At 55.4% G+C, this 15549-nt stretch carries 15 protein-coding genes; 4 read left to right on the forward strand and 11 right to left on the reverse strand.

What is annotated here, in order from left to right:
• Positions 1-4 precede the first annotated feature (4 nt).
• From ACFOEV_RS18190 to ACFOEV_RS18215, 6 genes are all read right to left on the reverse strand, one after another.
• Positions 5-418, reverse strand: coding sequence for a GNAT family N-acetyltransferase (locus tag ACFOEV_RS18190; RefSeq protein ID WP_386776301.1), 414 nt, complete (start codon positions 416-418; stop codon positions 5-7).
• Positions 419-466: 48 nt separating this feature from the next.
• Positions 467-1159: a WbqC family protein gene (locus ACFOEV_RS18195; RefSeq protein WP_386776302.1), complete on the reverse strand. Its 693-nt coding sequence runs from the start codon at positions 1157-1159 to the stop codon at positions 467-469.
• On the reverse strand, positions 1156-2247 hold the full coding sequence (locus ACFOEV_RS18200; RefSeq protein WP_386776303.1) for a DegT/DnrJ/EryC1/StrS family aminotransferase: 1092 nt from the start codon (positions 2245-2247) through the stop codon (positions 1156-1158). The genes ACFOEV_RS18195 and ACFOEV_RS18200 overlap by 4 nt, the downstream gene beginning before the upstream one ends.
• The gene (gene rfbA / locus ACFOEV_RS18205; RefSeq protein WP_386776304.1) at positions 2244-3113 is read right to left on the reverse strand and encodes a glucose-1-phosphate thymidylyltransferase RfbA; all 870 of its coding nucleotides are present in this window, start codon (positions 3111-3113) and stop codon (positions 2244-2246) included. Before rfbA ends, ACFOEV_RS18200 begins: the two co-directional genes overlap by 4 nt.
• Before the next feature lie 109 nt (positions 3114-3222).
• Positions 3223-5538, reverse strand: coding sequence for a polysaccharide biosynthesis tyrosine autokinase (locus ACFOEV_RS18210; protein WP_386776305.1), 2316 nt, complete (start codon positions 5536-5538; stop codon positions 3223-3225).
• Complete coding sequence (locus tag ACFOEV_RS18215; RefSeq protein ID WP_386776306.1) at positions 5531-5923, reverse strand: hypothetical protein; 393 nt, start codon at positions 5921-5923, stop codon at positions 5531-5533. The genes ACFOEV_RS18210 and ACFOEV_RS18215 overlap by 8 nt, the downstream gene beginning before the upstream one ends.
• A 494-nt stretch (positions 5924-6417) precedes the next feature.
• Between ACFOEV_RS18215 and ACFOEV_RS18220 the strand changes: the two genes are divergently transcribed.
• Entirely contained in the window at positions 6418-6864 is a 447-nt protein-coding gene (locus tag ACFOEV_RS18220) for a hypothetical protein (RefSeq protein ID WP_386776307.1), read from the forward strand.
• Positions 6865-6897: 33 nt separating this feature from the next.
• Here the strand turns inward: ACFOEV_RS18220 and ACFOEV_RS18225 are convergent, their stop codons facing one another.
• From ACFOEV_RS18225 to ACFOEV_RS18240, 4 genes are all read right to left on the reverse strand, one after another.
• Entirely contained in the window at positions 6898-7863 is a 966-nt protein-coding gene (locus ACFOEV_RS18225; protein ID WP_386776308.1) for an OmpA family protein, read from the reverse strand.
• The gene (locus tag ACFOEV_RS18230; protein WP_386776309.1) at positions 7856-8713 is read right to left on the reverse strand and encodes a motility protein A; all 858 of its coding nucleotides are present in this window, start codon (positions 8711-8713) and stop codon (positions 7856-7858) included. Before ACFOEV_RS18230 ends, ACFOEV_RS18225 begins: the two co-directional genes overlap by 8 nt.
• Before the next feature lie 291 nt (positions 8714-9004).
• The gene (locus ACFOEV_RS18235; RefSeq protein WP_386776310.1) at positions 9005-10264 is read right to left on the reverse strand and encodes an ArgE/DapE family deacylase; all 1260 of its coding nucleotides are present in this window, start codon (positions 10262-10264) and stop codon (positions 9005-9007) included.
• Between the two features lie 20 nt (positions 10265-10284).
• The gene (locus ACFOEV_RS18240) at positions 10285-10974 is read right to left on the reverse strand and encodes a GntR family transcriptional regulator (protein ID WP_386776311.1); all 690 of its coding nucleotides are present in this window, start codon (positions 10972-10974) and stop codon (positions 10285-10287) included.
• A 205-nt stretch (positions 10975-11179) separates the two neighbouring features.
• Here ACFOEV_RS18240 and ACFOEV_RS18245 point away from each other — a divergent pair, with 205 nt between their 5' ends.
• The 3 genes from ACFOEV_RS18245 (at position 11180) to ACFOEV_RS18255 (ending at position 14442) form a co-directional block, all read left to right on the forward strand.
• On the forward strand, positions 11180-12562 hold the full coding sequence (locus ACFOEV_RS18245; RefSeq protein WP_386776312.1) for an FAD-binding oxidoreductase: 1383 nt from the start codon (positions 11180-11182) through the stop codon (positions 12560-12562).
• 333 nt (positions 12563-12895) lie between these two features.
• Positions 12896-13138 (forward strand): helix-turn-helix domain-containing protein, encoded by a 243-nt coding sequence (locus ACFOEV_RS18250; protein WP_386776313.1) that lies wholly within the window; start codon positions 12896-12898, stop codon positions 13136-13138.
• On the forward strand, positions 13135-14442 hold the full coding sequence (locus ACFOEV_RS18255; RefSeq protein WP_386776314.1) for a type II toxin-antitoxin system HipA family toxin: 1308 nt from the start codon (positions 13135-13137) through the stop codon (positions 14440-14442). The genes ACFOEV_RS18250 and ACFOEV_RS18255 overlap by 4 nt, the downstream gene beginning before the upstream one ends.
• Positions 14443-14764: 322 nt before the next feature.
• On the opposite strand, the gene ACFOEV_RS18260 is transcribed toward ACFOEV_RS18255, so the two are convergent.
• Complete coding sequence (locus ACFOEV_RS18260; RefSeq protein WP_386776315.1) at positions 14765-15232, reverse strand: REP-associated tyrosine transposase; 468 nt, start codon at positions 15230-15232, stop codon at positions 14765-14767.
• Positions 15233-15549: the final 317 nt, after the last annotated feature.

The following is a 15549-nucleotide window of genomic DNA, read 5'->3' on the forward strand; positions in this document are numbered from 1 at the left end:
AAACTCAGATTAGCAATTCCATAATATAACTTACTTCATCTTGACTCTTGACCTTAAATCCTTTCTTTTCATAAAACCTAAAAGCCCGATGATTGCTTTTTTTCACTTCAAGGCAGACCTTTTTCATTTCGTTTCTCTTTGCCATGAACACCACAGTCTCTAACAGACTGCAGGAAACACCAGTACTTCTCATTTCGGGAGAAACAACAATCATGCTGACAAAAGCTTGTTTCATTGTTTCATCATTGCAATAAAACGCAACAAAGCCAATCAGGCTTCCGTTCTTGTAGTGCGCTACTACATCAGCCGCACTCATGATCTTGTCAATGTAAGCATTTATATCAGTAATAGAAAAAAAATCAGTCTGCTGACTTTGTTGCTCATTAACAATCATGTTTTTTATATCTTCTCTTATCATGCGGCCACAGCATAGAAACTTAGATTTTCAATTCATGAGGTAGAACAGTTACACCAAGTCGTATTTGTGGAGAATTTCCCCAACTTCGTCCTTGGAACATCGCATTAGCGTATCGATCATGGACAAGTTAGAAATAAAGCAACTCACACCAGCCTGTGAATAGCCAAAATCATTGGTTCTTAAAAACGAGAGATTATATCCTCTGGATGAAAAATAATGTTTATCATACAATTTCTCCCCACCAACACTATTCACATAATCGCGAGCACCTAAAGAATCACAAATATTCATCAACTTCTCAGACCCACAAAGCTCTCTATCATAATCAATCTGACTAGAACTACACATAGAAACATTGACGCCGAGATAGTCAAAAACACTTTTTATTCCGTCGCAACAAACCTCAGATATATCTCTATCCCTACCTTCAAAAACCTTTTTTATAATTGGAAAAACATCATCGTAACAAGGAGCTTTTGAATAGGCGTGCTGTATGCCTTTCAACTGGGCCTCAACATCACTGGAAAATTTTAACTCTGATATTTTCTTGTGAATTGAGGCACCAGGGACCGGAATAGTAAACCGTCTCTTTTTTCCATGATCCAATATATAGTTTCTGTTAATATAGCCTCTTTTTATATAATTCACATCATCATAGATGACAAATTTATCCGCACAGGCAACAAGCTGGTAATAGCCGATATAAGGAAAAATATATGGCTGCATGATTGCCACTTTCATTTCACCGCCCGATAGATGACATCGATGACTTTCTGAGAATCTTCTAGGCTCATTTCAGGATAAAGCGGTAGGCACAAAATTCTCTCGGAAATAGACTTGGAATTTTCTTTTCTTACACAAGGCGTAGTATACAATAGATCATCTAAAGAGGGATAGAAATAACGCCTAGCATGAATGTCTCGTTCCTCAAGAGAGGATTTAACTTTCATTAACATGGTTTCGCTTTCAAATACAACCGGAAAATACGAGTAGTTTCTAGTGCAATTTTCACTGGTTAACTGAAATTTAACTATTTCATTCAATTTTGAGTGGTAATGGCACCAGAGCTCAGCACGCTTCTCCATGATTTCATCAATATCGTCCAGGATACACAGTCCCATGGCAGCTTGGAACTCGCTCATCTTTGCATTAATGCCTAAGTCACCTATCTCGCCGGTGACCGACATCCCGAAGTTAATCATCCGGCGAGCCCTCTCAAGGTGCTCCTTGCGGCGGAAGATAATGCCTCCGCCTTCGATAGTGTGGAACAGCTTGGTGGCATGGAAACTGAGGGTGGTGGCGTCGCCATGCTGGAGTAGGCTCTCTCCCCGATACCTGACGCCGAAAGCATGTGCCCCGTCAAAGATCAAGCTGAGCCCATGGGTGGCGGCAATGAGCTCCAATGCCTCAACGGCACAAGAATTTCCAAACACATGTACCGGTACCAATGCCCGAATATCTTCACTCAAGTCCGCTTCCACTTGCTTGGGGTCGAGGCACCAACTGTAAGGATCAATATCAGAAAAGATTGGCTCAATGCCTTCCCATTTCAACGAACTGGTGGTGGCAACGAAACTGAATGGAGTGGTAATGGCTGCGGCTCTACTCTTTCCATCACACAGCCCCAAGGCTCGATAGGCAATCTGCAGAGCAAGGGTACCGTTGGCCACCAACAGCAAGTTCTCTATCTCTAGATACACTTCAAGTCGCCGAGTCAATTCCTGTACAAGAGGGCCATGATTGGTCAACCAATGGCGAGCATAGATGCTGTCGATATAGCGAAAATATTTTTCACGATCTGGCAAGTAAGACTTGGTAACCGGGATCATAGTTCTCTCACCAGCTCCAGAAGGTACTTTCCGTATCCATTCTTGGAAAGGTCGTTTCCTGCTTTGGAGAGTTCATTGGCTGTCAGCCATCCATTATTGAAAGCTATTTCTTCCAGGCAGGCAACCTTGAAGCCTTGGCGTTTTTCAATTGTCTCTACAAATTGCGAAGCTTCCAACAAACTTTCATGAGTCCCTGTATCCAGCCATGCAAAACCACGCCCCAGCACCTCCACTCTCAAATCTCCACGTGCAAGATAAGCTTGGTTGATACTGGTGATTTCCAACTCACCACGACCGGAGGGAACAACCTTCTTGGCCAGATTAACCACATCATTATCATAAAAATACAACCCGGTCACAGCAAAACGCGACTTGGGATATTCAGGCTTTTCTTCAATAGAGATAACTCGCTTTTCTTCATTGAATTCCACTACGCCGAAACGCTCCGGATCCTTGACCAAATAACCGAAGACTGTTGCCCCTTTGTCCTGCCTAGCTGCTTTCTGAAGCATGGGGGAAAACCCCTGACCATAGAAGAGATTGTCTCCCAACACGAGGCATACGGAATCATGTCCAACAAACGATTCACCAATGATAAATGCCTGGGCGAGACCGTCAGGACTGGATTGCACAGCATATACAAGGTTTAAGCCAAACTGACTGCCATCACCCAAGAGGCGCTTGAAGCAGTACTGTTCATCGGGAGTGGTGATGACTAGAATATCTCGGATTCCTGCCAGCATCAGAACCGAGAGAGGATAGTAAATCATCGGCTTGTCGTAGATGGGCAGCAACTGCTTAGATATTCCCATGGTTATAGGATAAAGACGTGTACCGGAACCACCGGCGAGAATGATCCCCTTCATGCGACCTCTCCATTAATATGCGCCCTAAATATCGTCGCTGATAATTCAACTACTGCGATGCACTTGATGATACCTCTCACTCATCTATTAAATTTTCACAGCATAGAAATTATACATGCTCAGCCAGACCTTTCCTTTGCCGACCGGAAGTATATGAATATTGGTAATAACCATAGCCGTAGGCAACCGCCGCCTTGCGCTGCATTCCATTAATGATGCAGCCTCTAACTTCAACACCAGCATTTTCCAACCGACTGAAGGCAAGCTTTATTTCCTTGGGAGGGTTCATCTGGAAACGTGCTACCATAAGCGTGGTTCCCGCCAACTTGCCAATAATCGCCGCATCGGTAACAGCCAATACCGGTGGGGTATCCAGAATCACGAGATCATATTCTTCACTAACCTTCTCCATCAATTCGGCGAAACGAACGTTCATCAATAGCTCCGAGGGATTAGGTGCAGCTATACCACGAGAGAGATAATCAAACCTGTCGACACCGCTGGATCTGATCGCAGCTGAGAGATCTAACCGGCCACTCAGCACTTCTGAGAGACCTTTTGCAGATGCATGACCGAAAGCATAATGCAAGTTACCTTTTCGCAAATCCGCGTCGATGACAAGAACACGTTGCCCCCCTTGCACACACACTGCGCTTAGATTTAAAGCCACGAAGCTCTTGCCAATACCGGGGCTCGGCCCACAGATCATGAGACAGTTATTCGAAGCATCCAGCATGGCAAAATGCAGGGCAGTGCGAAGCCCTCGAAGCGCTTCGACAGCGGTATCGGTAGGATGGCTATTGGACAGAATGCCGGGATTTCCAGCTTTGTGGCGTCGCTGCCGAAATACACGGTCCAATCGTGCTTGATCGCCCGACAAGGGAACAGTAGCGTAGACGGGGAAACCCAAGCTCTCGAGTTGCTCCGGGCTTTCTACCCCACGATTGAATAAACCACGAACCACAACAGCAATAATTGCAACTAGCAGACCCAATACGAATGATATTCCGACCATACTGGCTTTTTTCGGGTAGATAGGAACACCGCCAACGGCAGCGGTATCGATAACGCGAAGCGTGCCAACGGTACCAGCCTTGACCAACTCCAGTTCCTGAAGTTTATTGAGCACATTGACATAGATGGCCTGCGTCACTTCCACATCTCGAGTACGGCGAATGACTTCTTGTTGAGCAGCGGGCATTGCATTGACACGTTGATTGAGACGATCACGTTCTGTAACCAGGTAAGATTTTTGTCGAGACAACGACTGATAAGTCGGGTGATTGCGAGTAAAACGTTGCGCCACATCGGCTTCCTGGATGCTAATTTCGTTGACTTGGCGCTCGATATCAATGAATTGCTTGATAATGGATTGCCCTTCGGCATCGACATCAACACTGTCTACACTTGCACGGTATTCACTCAGTCGGTCCTCGGCACTTGCCAATCTAGTGCGAAGCTCAGGTGCCTGCTGTTCAAGGAAGGCCAGGCTCCGCTGAGTCGCCTCCGCCTTTCTCTCGACATTCTGTATCAGGAAAGTATCGACGATTGCATCCAGAGTTTGGCGGATTTCATTACGATCGGCCCCTGTCAATGTTACTCGAAGCATACCAGTGCTGGGCCCCCGGTTAGTCCCCCCCACTTCGGATATTGACAGTCGAGAGGCCAATGCATTGATAGCACCGAGTCGAGATAACTTTATCAGTGTGAATTCAGCACCTGCGTGTGCATTCAGTGCTTTTACTCGCACTTGAACAGCATCATTAAGGAAATGCGCTTCCGTACCCGGACTACCCTCGCCCAGAATCTCTTCATTCATATAAAGACGATATTTTTCCCCTCCCAATACCTTGAGTATCAAAGGTTGCCCACGGAGATCATCGATTACATCAAAATGCATGATCTCAATGTTCTCGTCAGCCCATAATGCAGGATGATTGGCATTATTCAACCACTCACCGATCAGCGGCAGTCCACTAAAGTCAGGTCGGGTAATATTATTTCGCAACACATAGTCCCCGATCACTGGTAATTTTTGTGGGAAAACGATAGTATCAAGGCCTAGCCTATCAACGACCTTACCCAACACCATGCGTGAACGGAGAATCTCTACTTCTGCCGCGATGCTTGCTCCTTGAATCGTCTCATCGCCGTTATTTTCAGGCCCTCCTATGGGACTCACCGACCTTCGACTCTCCACCTGCACTAGAGCATCGCTTCGATAAATCGGTGTCTGCAGTGATGCATAGACGATGCCTCCTAGTGTGAACACCAAAACGACACAGGCGATCCACCATTTATAGTCAAGAAGCATACCCAACAAGCGGGCCACATCAATGCTATCGCTGGGTATCACAGGATTATAAATTATGGCAGGAGTGCCAGGCTTTGGAGGCATACCATCATGCGGAGAAAAGTTATTCACAGAAACCGCTCCTCCAAGTAAAAATTCGATACAGGAGAGAGCCACTAAGCCATTTGAGCCGGTGTGGCATCAGAATGCTGCAGATTTCATTAACGGTTCTGCCAGCGATCCGCGCACAACCGATGTAGGGATAAAAAAGGTAGAGACAAAAAAAGGAGCCATCACGACGCTCGGCATTATCAATCTCTGCCTCACGGCGCTCGGCTCCTGCTGCCATCGTCAACTCAGTAGTCAACAACTCGATATTCACCAAGTGGTCGATACCCCAGGCGTCAGTGTCATCGTCGATGTACCCACCAGGCGCCGCATATCCAGATATGGTACCTGCCAATGGCACTACGAGTAACCGCCTCTCCAAGGGAGACCAGGTTTCATCAACAGTCATTCTTTTCCCCACGCTACCGCCCCGGGGTTGTTACTTGGCTATCCCCAAGGCCATGTAAGTATCTTATTGTGTAATTCGAGTGCCAATATTCGTTATTTAGGTATCATTGATTACAAGAAGACACCCCTCGATACACAAGTTTACATGTCATTGGAATTTTTACATGCTGATTTTTTTATTCCTGCCTCAATGAGGAACACTAATAACTAGTGATAAGTCAGACTGAGAACAGGCTTCGGAATTAGTATTATGAAAATGGCCTTGACCTCGGCATTTTTTAATGCTAGCGCATAGCCTTCATGGGCCGTCATCTAGAGGCTTGCGGGGCAAAAAATAGCGGAAATATCAAAGGGAGGAGTCACACAGCCAGGCTTGGAGATCGCAGCACGGCTTGCCATCAGAGGAGGAGCACATTCATGGTTCGAGCCAATAGGCTGCCGACAACAAGCGCAATATCCCGTACCATCGGCATGACGCCATCAAGAGGGTTTTCAATGCGTGTAGCCCGCACTTCAGCAGATGCCATCGCCATGCTCGAAGGCTTGATGTGGTTGTTACTGTCCTGGTCGGTGTCGTTCTCGATCCATCAAGGTACCACCATGCCCACCATGGGCGCCTTGAGCCTGGTCGGCACCATCATCCTGGTTACCTGGGGTCATCGCCCCATGCGCCTGATACTGGGCCGCTTCCGGATTCGCCGCCGGCGTACGGAAATGTGGATGCACGTTCTCGCTTTGCCACTGCTGCTGGCACTATTGCTGGCGGTATTGATCGAGGCGTTGGTGTCGCCACTGAACGGCGCACAGAAGATGCTGCTGTTCAACGTGCTGGCCAGCGCCGGTTGGATGGTGTTCGCCATTACCCTGCTCATCAAGGGCGCCATGTTCACGGTCAGCAGCAAGAACAAGAAGAAGAAACCGAATCGCAGGACACAGGATTGAGATGAAAAGCCGTCGAGCGATTTTCAGCCTGTCCTAATCCAGGTGTACGATCACCTCGACCCGCCGATTCCTTCCCCGCCCTTCCGCGGTATCGTTGCTGGCAATGGGACGCGTGTCACCCAAGCCCACCGCCCTCAAGCGCGAGCCATCGATACCGGCCGCCTGCAAGTGCCGCAATACGGCAATAGCGCGGGCACTCGACAGCTCCCAGTTGGAAGGGAAACGTTCGGTGTTGATCGATTGGCTGTCGGAATGTCCTTCCACCGACACCTCGCCCTCGTAGCGCTGGATGATAGCCAGCAGGCTGTCGATCACGTCACGGCCTGAGCCGATCAGTTCCGCGGCGGCCGATTCGAACAACAGGTGATCCTCGACACGCAGGCTGATGCCTTCGGCCACGTGCGAGACGGTTACGCCTTCCAGACTCGGCAGGCGCGGGGCTGCGGCCAGGCGCTGCTCGAGCGAGTCGGCCAAGGTCGACGCCACTTCGATAGCCCGCGGATCGAGTTGCTGCATGCCCGACGGCTCGCTCGCCGTCACCACCACCACGAGGTTCTCCAGTGGCGTATCGAGCTTCAGGTCCATTGGGGCAACCACCTCGGGTGTCTCGGTGACCGGAGCTTCCGGCTGACGACGTGCCTCGCCCAACGCCACGACCACCGCTTGCGGATCGATGTGACGGGCATCGTTGACCGTCGGCGAGCTCGGCGTTGCGACAGGGGTGGTCAGGGCCGCTTCCGGCAATGGCACCCCCAAGCGCGCAGGCGATTGCTGCATCAAGGCCAGTGCCGGCGCTGCCTCCACCGGCTCGCTCATGTCGCTGCTCCCTCCGACCCGGCTGGAAAGCGACAGCAGCAACACGAAGGTGGCCACCAGCAGGGTCATGACATCGATATAGCTGACCATCCACACCGTGCCGGTCTCTTCCTGCATCCCTGGGGTCAGGAGCTCCTCATGCTGAGCGCCGCTGCGGGCATCGAGGCGATAATCGTCACGCATCGGCGGTTCCCGATCTCACCCGCCGGTTCAGCTTGGTGCGCCAGCTTGCTGGCGCGGGCGCTGCGCCATCTGCCATGGCTACGTCACGGATTTCGTCGTGGTGATTGGCCATGAACGACTTCAGGGTCTCCTCGATGAACGATGGCAAGCGCCGTCGCGACATCAACGACACCCCCTCCATCACCATGTTCATGGCGATCAGGCGTTCCTCGGTTCGCCGCTCCAGCTTTACGGCGATCGGCTTGAACACCAGGTTGGCCAGCACGATGCCATAGAATGTCGTCAGCAGCGCCACCGCCATGCGCTCGCCGATGATGCCGACCTCCGAGCTAGCCATCACTTCCAGCATATTCACCAACCCCACCAGGGTACCGATCATGCCGAACGCCGGCGCATACAGCGCCATGGTGCGGAAGATCTGTGCCTCGGCGCGCTCACGGGCTTTCATGCGGGCGATGCGCCAGCGCAACAGATCGAGGATTTCCTCCTCGCGGGTATTGTCGATCACCAATTGGATGCCGGTGCGCAGGAAGGGGTTGCGGGTGCGCGTCAAGGCAGTCTCCACGGCCCGTACATTGCCCTTGAACCACAACCGGGCCATGCTCACCAGTTCCTGGATATCGTCATGCACGTAACTGTTTTCACGACGAAACACCAGCCCCACCAGGCGTACCACCCGTACCACCTCCTGCAGCGGATAGCTGATGAAGGTCGCCGCCAGGGTGCCGGTCAGCACGATGGCGAGGCCAGGCAGGTTGATGAAACTGGCCGCCGACTCGGCGCTCAACAACAACACACTGGCCAGCATCATGACGCTGGCGGCAATACCGATCAAAGTGGAAGGATTCATGAATCGCGCCTGCATGAAGAAATGGCAATATCGGGAGTCTTCATGATAACGGCGGGCAAGCCGGTCAAAGCGGCGAAAAGGCGCCAGGAGTGGGCGTAACTTATGGGCGCCAAGTCTTCGTGGTGCCTTCCATCGTCGGAACGCCGCCCGGGCTGAAGCCGCGATGGCACATGGCCAGCAGGAATCACGGATACCTCCGCTCCTGCGAAACCCGCCTTATATGCAGTGGCGGATATTGGCGCCGCGGCAAAGGTAGGAGTGGCTTTAGCCGCGATCCGGCCTACGGCCGGCTTACTGGCTCCCCCAACGGCAGAGGAACAGCGCGTAGGCCTTCAGCACGTGGCGGATCGACTCGATATCGACGCACTCGTCCACGCCGTGGATGCGCTCCGCGACCGGGCCATAGCAAGTGCCGGCGACACCGGCGCCGACATGGAAGGCATGCAGGTCGGTGGTGCAGGTCGAGAGGTAGTGCTCGGGCTCTTCACCGGTAAGCGACCGGTGACACTGCGTCAACAGGCGCACGCCTCGGCTGTCGAGGTCGACCAGATGCCCCCGTGAGCGGAAACCGTGGAAATCGACCTGGGGCGGCTCGACCTGCCCTCCCAACTCGGCATGGGAATTCGCCACGCACTCGCGCATCTTCTCCATCGCCGTCTCCGGCGGCATGTCGAACGGAAAACCGATTCGCCCCTCGAGAATGGCATGGGCGGGCACGCTGGAGGCCCAGTTGCCGCCTTCGATACGCCCGATATTCAGGTTGAAGGGATGCTCCAGCGCATCGTAGGGCGGCGTTCGAGGTGACTCATTGAGTTCCGCTTCCAGTGCCTTGAGCCCGGGAATCAGCTGCTGGAGGTATTCGATCGCATTGCTCCCGGCCGTGGTATCCAGCACATGGGCCGGCTCGCCATAGACACGGACTCGAAAGCGCAGCACGCCGATCTGTCCCGCATAAATCTGCGCCCCGAAGGGCTCCGGAATCAATACGAAGTCGCCGGCATGGCCGCGATTGACGCAGGCCAAAGCGCCATTACCCGTACACTCCTCTTCGATCACCGTCTGCAGGGTCAGCGGAAAATCGATGGATGGGCCCGCCTCTCGAACCGCATGAACGGCCATCACCGTCGCGGCGATTCCCGCCTTCATATCCCCGACCCCTCGGCCATATAGCCAACCATCCCGCTCCCACGGCTCCCAGGGAGGGCGTGTCCACATGTCGGTCGGCTCGGCAGGGACGACATCGAGATGCCCGTTCAATACCAGATGCGGACGCCGGGCGTCGGGATTCAGACGAGAAACCAGATTGTAGCGGCCCTGATTGGACCACTCGACCGCGACATGATGAGGGTTGCGAGACAGGTCCGGATCGTCCATCGGCACCTGCTCCACCGGAAGCCCCAGCCGCCGAAGCCAGGACGCCATGGTCTCCAGCGCGCCATGCTCGTTGCCGAGCACGCTGTATTGTCCGACCAGATCCCGCGTCATCTCCAGGGTCTTGTCGAACAAGCTATCGCACCGTTCGAGGACACGTTTTTCGCTATCGCTCAACATCCGGATTCTCCTTGAAACACTCACCTCTCCCCAGGCGACGGGCTCACTCCTTGAATCACATAGTCCCGGGCCACACCGATGTGATAGTCGACGGCATCCCGGCAGCGGGCGGCATCACCGCTTTCCAGGGCCTCCACCAATGCCCAGTGGTTGGTGGCGATACTGCCGGGATCGGCGTGGGTGCGCTCGATCAACGCCATGCACAACCGCAGTTCATGGGACAAGTCATTGAAGGCCTTGAGTAGGCGACGATTGCCGGCCAACTCGAAAACCAAGCGATGAAAGCGCAGGTCCTCCTCGATCTTGCGCCCCTCGTCGCCCTCTTTTGCCACATCGCACATGACTTCCACCTGCCGGTACAGGATGTCATGCATCTCGGGCGTAAACCGCGCCACCAGCAGTTGAAAGGCGTGGCGTTCGTAGCACAGCCGTAGATCGAATACATCCGCCAGATCGTCGCTGTCCAGTTCGCGCACGAAGAACCCCTTGCGCGGCCGCGACACCAGCAATCCCCGGCTCTCGAGCAAGCGGGCCGCCTCCCTGACCGGGGCGCGGCTGATGTCCAGGTTGCGCGACAACTGCACCTCGGAAAGCCGCTCCCCGGGCTGGAAGCGCCTGGCGATGATCGCTTCGGTCAGGAAATCGGCCACCTGGTCGACAAGGTTCATCTGTTTGAGACTCGGGAAGCCGTCGGCGTGCTTGGCATGCATGGTGGTTGTCCTGATCGTCGCGAAGCTCCTGATACCCACAGTATGGCGCAATCCTTTTTTCTGTCGACTATCGACTGTCGACAGCTTGAAGGACCACTGCTATGTTCAAAACCATTGCCTTTCGACATCCCGGGCCCAGCGATCCAATAGATAAAACGCCGACGAAGCGGCCATGGCATAGATGTTTTTGAGTAAAGGAACATGCATGCAAACGTTGTTGAACGACATCAAGCAGGTAGTCGGCCCCTCCGGGCTGCTCACCGGTGACGACGTCACCCAACGCAGCGTCGACTGGCTCAGCGGTGAACGCTGCCGGGCCGGGGCCATCGTGCGCCCGGCCGATACCGAGCAGCTCGCCGCCATCATGACGCTCTGCCATGACGCCGCACAGCCGGTAGTGACCCATGGCGGCCTGACCGGCCTGGTCCATGGTGGCCGGGCCGCTCCCGACGAACTGGTCATTTCCCTGGAACGCATGACCGCCATCGAAGATATCGACCACGTGGGAGCCACCATGACGGTACAGGCCGGCGTGCCGCTGCAGCGGGTCCAGGAAGCGGCCGCAGCCGCAGATCTGCAATTCCCGCTGGACCTGGGGGCCCGCGGCTCCTGCACCATCGGCGGCAATATCGCCACCAATGCCGGCGGCAACCGCGTGATTCGCTACGGCATGATGCGCCAGCAAGTGCTCGGGCTGGAAGCCGTCCTCGCCGACGGCAGCGTCATCAGCTCGCTCAACCACATGCTCAAGAACAATGCCGGCTACGACCTCAAGCAACTGTTCATCGGCAGCGAGGGCACACTGGGCATCGTCACTCGCGCCGTCCTCAAACTGCAGCCGCGCATGACCAGCGAACAGACGGCACTGGTCGCCACTCCCTCCTTCGCGGCCCTCACCCATCTGCTGGGCCTGATGCGGCAACGGCTCGGCGGCCAGCTCAGCGCCTTCGAGGTCATGTGGCAATCCCACTACCGCCTGCTGACCGTGGACAGCGGCCGACACTCGCCGCCACTGCCCGCCGAGCATCCCTACTACGTGATCGTCGAATCCCAGGGAACCGATGCGGAACAGGACGCAAGCCGGTTCAATCAGGCATTGGAAGCCGCCTCCGAGCAGGGACTGATCAGCGACGCCGTGCTGGCCCAGTCGAGCGCCCAACGCCAGGCCATCTGGGCGATTCGCGAAGACGTCGACGGGCTGATCGAAAGCCTCTCGCCGCTGTTTACCTTCGATGTCAGCCTGCCGATACCCGACATGCAGGACTACGTCGACACCCTGCAAGCCGGTCTCGCCGAAAGATGGCCGCATGGACGGATGGTGGTCTTCGGCCATCTGGGCGACGGCAACCTGCATATTTCCATCGGCATCGGCAGCAACGATACCGATATGCGCCAGGCGGTCGAACAACTGGTCTACGCGCCGCTGGCCCCGCTGGGCGGATCGGTCTCGGCCGAGCATGGCATCGGCCTGGAGAAGCGCGACTACCTCGGACTCTCCCGCACGCCCCAGGAAATCGCCCTGATGCGCACCCTCAAGCAGGCGCTCGACCCCAAGCACCTGCTCAACCGCCACAAGGTACTTGGTTAAGGAAACAAGCGCCCTGATAGAAGCCACTGCAGCAGTGGTAGGAGTGGCCATGGCCGCCTTCAGCGGATGTTGGCACTATCGCCCGAGTAGGAGTGGCTCAGCCCGGATCGTCGGAACGCCGCCCGGGCTGAGCCACTCCTACGAAAATCTCCATCCATGCACATGGCGGTTATCGCCACCAAGGCAGAGGTGAGCAATTATCCCTATAGGGATAATTCTGCCAGCATAACTACCTCACACCCCAAACTATCCCGATCGGGAAATTTCTTGTATATCCTCCAACCCATCATGCATTATTATCCCGATCAGGAAAAAAACTAGTCGGGAAGCGATATGACAGCACCCAACGCGGTCCCTATCCGCGATGCCGAGACGCTCGGCCAACTGATTCGTCGCACGCGCAAGCACCAGGGGTTGAACCTGGAAACCCTGGCCGGCCTGTGTGGGCTGAGCATTCGCTTCCTGAGCGAACTGGAGAATGGCCGCGAATCCTGCGGCTTCGGGCGCATCATGATGGTGCTCGAGGCACTGGGTATCGACCTCGTCGCCTATCCCACCGAGGAGACCCCGTCGTGACGCGACAGCAAGAGCTGCATGTCTGGCGCGACGCGCAGCGCGTCGGCACCCTATGGCGCGGTGACGATGAACGACTGATGGGGTTCGAGTACGACGACGCCTGGCAAGCGACGGGGCTGGCCATTTCGCATAGCCTGCCATTGAGCCGGAAGACCTGGCTGCCGGAAGACCAACGTGCCCATCGCTGGTTTGGCAACCTGCTGCCGGAAGAACAGGCACGTGAGGCCCTGATCAAGCGGCTAGGCATCCCCGACGACGACTTCTCGTTGCTGGCCGCCATCGGCGGCGACTGCGCCGGTGCCCTGACGATCCTGCCCCCTGGGCAGGCCCCGTTGCCACGCGGGCAACCATCCGAGGGGCGGTCATCGCACGGCCAGGGCGACTATCGAGCCCTCGAGCTCGACCGGCTCGGTCAGTGGGCCGCCTTCCGCGAGCGCTATGCCCTGATGACCGACGACGACCCTGCCAAGCGCCCTCGCCTATCCTTGGCCGGTGCCCAGGACAAGATCCCCGTACTCGTGTGGGATGGCACACTCTACCTGCCCTCAGGGGTCGCGCCTTCCTCGCATATCCTGAAGTTCGCCGTCGAGGGGCGCGAACAGGTCATCCTCAATGAACTGTACCTGAATACCCTGGCACGATTGGCCGGGCTGGCCTGCCCACCTACCGAGATGCATTATGCCGGCCGTCATCCCTACCTGGTCGTCGAACGTTACGATCGTCATGGCATCGGCACACACCATATCGAGCGCTTGCATCAGGAAGACCTGTGCCAGGCGATGGGGCTGTCGCGCACCCAGAAGTACCAGGCCTTCAATGGACCGCGCTTTGGACAAGCCGTGCAAACGGTACGCGAGGCCTGCAGGCCCTCGGCGGCCTCTATCCAGCACCTGCTTCGCTGGCAGATCTTCAACGTCCTGGTCGGCAACAGCGACGGCCATGCCAAGAACGTCTCGCTGCTGCAGGATGCCCGTGGCCGGTGGCAGATCGCCCCGGCGTACGACCTGGTCGGCACCATCGTGCTCGGCTACAACCCCGAACTGGCCTTCTCGGTGGGTGAGCAGTTCAACTCGAGGCAACTATTACCGCGGGACTGGCAAGCCTTCGCCCGGGAATGCCGCTTCAGCTACCCGTTCGTCAAGCGCCAGATCCAGGAAATGGCCGCCACGCTCGCCGAGCTTGGCGACTCGTTCTCCTTGAGGGAAGTCCTGCAACAAGCAGGCCTAAGAGATAATGGCTGGGTGCGCCTGCAGCAGCAGCGCCGGCATATTCATAAGCAATGTCGGCGGGCAGAGCGTTGGTAGGATAACGCCATCCCCTCACAGGACACCGCCATGATCTTCGCCACGCTTGGCCCGGCCGGCAGCAACTACGAGTTCGTATTGGAGCGCTCCTACATTAGCTTTGTTTCATTCACTGAACTGGGTAACAACTGGTACGACACCTGAGACAGATGCCACCGGCCGGCAAAGCTCGGGAAAAGGTCGCAAGGTGGCCAGACAAGTGTAGGAGCGCCCGTGGGCGCGAACCGGCCGCGAGGCCGGTTGGGTTCAGAATGATATGGCAAGCTAGCACATAGTTATGCCCGCGGGAGCGATGCTGCTGGCGATCTTACCCTCTTGGCTATCACAACCACTTGGCATCCCACAACGGATAATCACCGATATCGTCCACCAACCCAGCCCGCAAGGGATTGGCAACGATATAACGCGCCACCGCGCGAATGTCCTCTTCGTGCCTGATGGCCCGATCATGGTAGCCCCGTTGCCAGATACTTCCTTCGCCCCCCAGGACGCGATTCACCATCATGGATGATCGCCCCTTGAACCGTCGCATCACCATACTCAGGGAAGCCAGATCCCCCAGACTGAATAGCCAGTGAATATGGTCGGGCATGACGACAAACGACTGGGAATCGAGCCATCCCAACTCATGTAAGGCACGCATTTCATTGACGATCAACCTGCCAAGTAGCCAATCGTGGAAGATCGGCAAGCGATCACGTGTGCAAGTCGTGACGAGATAAGAACGAAACGATTGGGAGAAGCGCCCTTTTCTCAGGGTATGGGCATGGGGAGGCAGCGATGTATCCATGTCGTGATTTCCTTTCCGCCATCAATGGCAATGGTAGTGTAACCCGACATTCCAGGGCATCATCATGTGGTGGTGCCGTTGGACACTCAGCCGGCCTGACGGCCGGATCGCGACCACGGTCGCTCCTACCCTGGCGTTTGTGCCACGGGGCCGGCTTGGCTGACATCTCCCATCGCGACCACGGGCGCGCCTACGCGGCAAGCGGTCGCCCTCTTCCTGATAGGGGTCGGGAAGGCATAGCCTCCCCGCCCTCCGAACCGTGCATGCGGTTCTCCCGCACACGGCTCTCCAGTCGATGGTTTCAACATCGTGATTGG

It is taken from the genome of Litchfieldella rifensis (assembly GCF_042646605.1).
Taxonomy (GTDB): Bacteria; Pseudomonadota; Gammaproteobacteria; order Pseudomonadales; family Halomonadaceae; genus Litchfieldella; species Litchfieldella rifensis.

Bases quoted from the DNA above. Each gene is read 5' to 3' on its own strand.
- ACFOEV_RS18190 (WP_386776301.1), bottom strand. From the start codon at position 418: ATGATAAGAGAAGATATAAAAAACATGATTGTTAATGAGCAACAAAGT.
- ACFOEV_RS18195 (WP_386776302.1), bottom strand. From the start codon at position 1,159: ATGAAAGTGGCAATCATGCAGCCATATATTTTTCCTTATATCGGCTAT.
- ACFOEV_RS18200 (WP_386776303.1), bottom strand. From the start codon at position 2,247: ATGATCCCGGTTACCAAGTCTTACTTGCCAGATCGTGAAAAATATTTT.
- rfbA (WP_386776304.1), bottom strand. From the start codon at position 3,113: ATGAAGGGGATCATTCTCGCCGGTGGTTCCGGTACACGTCTTTATCCT.
- ACFOEV_RS18215 (WP_386776306.1), bottom strand. From the start codon at position 5,923: ATGACTGTTGATGAAACCTGGTCTCCCTTGGAGAGGCGGTTACTCGTA.
- ACFOEV_RS18220 (WP_386776307.1), top strand. From the start codon at position 6,418: ATGCGTGTAGCCCGCACTTCAGCAGATGCCATCGCCATGCTCGAAGGC.
- ACFOEV_RS18225 (WP_386776308.1), bottom strand. From the start codon at position 7,863: ATGCGTGACGATTATCGCCTCGATGCCCGCAGCGGCGCTCAGCATGAG.
- ACFOEV_RS18230 (WP_386776309.1), bottom strand. From the start codon at position 8,713: ATGAATCCTTCCACTTTGATCGGTATTGCCGCCAGCGTCATGATGCTG.
- ACFOEV_RS18235 (WP_386776310.1), bottom strand. From the start codon at position 10,264: ATGTTGAGCGATAGCGAAAAACGTGTCCTCGAACGGTGCGATAGCTTG.
- ACFOEV_RS18240 (WP_386776311.1), bottom strand. From the start codon at position 10,974: ATGCATGCCAAGCACGCCGACGGCTTCCCGAGTCTCAAACAGATGAAC.
- ACFOEV_RS18245 (WP_386776312.1), top strand. From the start codon at position 11,180: ATGCAAACGTTGTTGAACGACATCAAGCAGGTAGTCGGCCCCTCCGGG.
- ACFOEV_RS18250 (WP_386776313.1), top strand. From the start codon at position 12,896: ATGACAGCACCCAACGCGGTCCCTATCCGCGATGCCGAGACGCTCGGC.
- ACFOEV_RS18260 (WP_386776315.1), bottom strand. From the start codon at position 15,232: ATGGATACATCGCTGCCTCCCCATGCCCATACCCTGAGAAAAGGGCGC.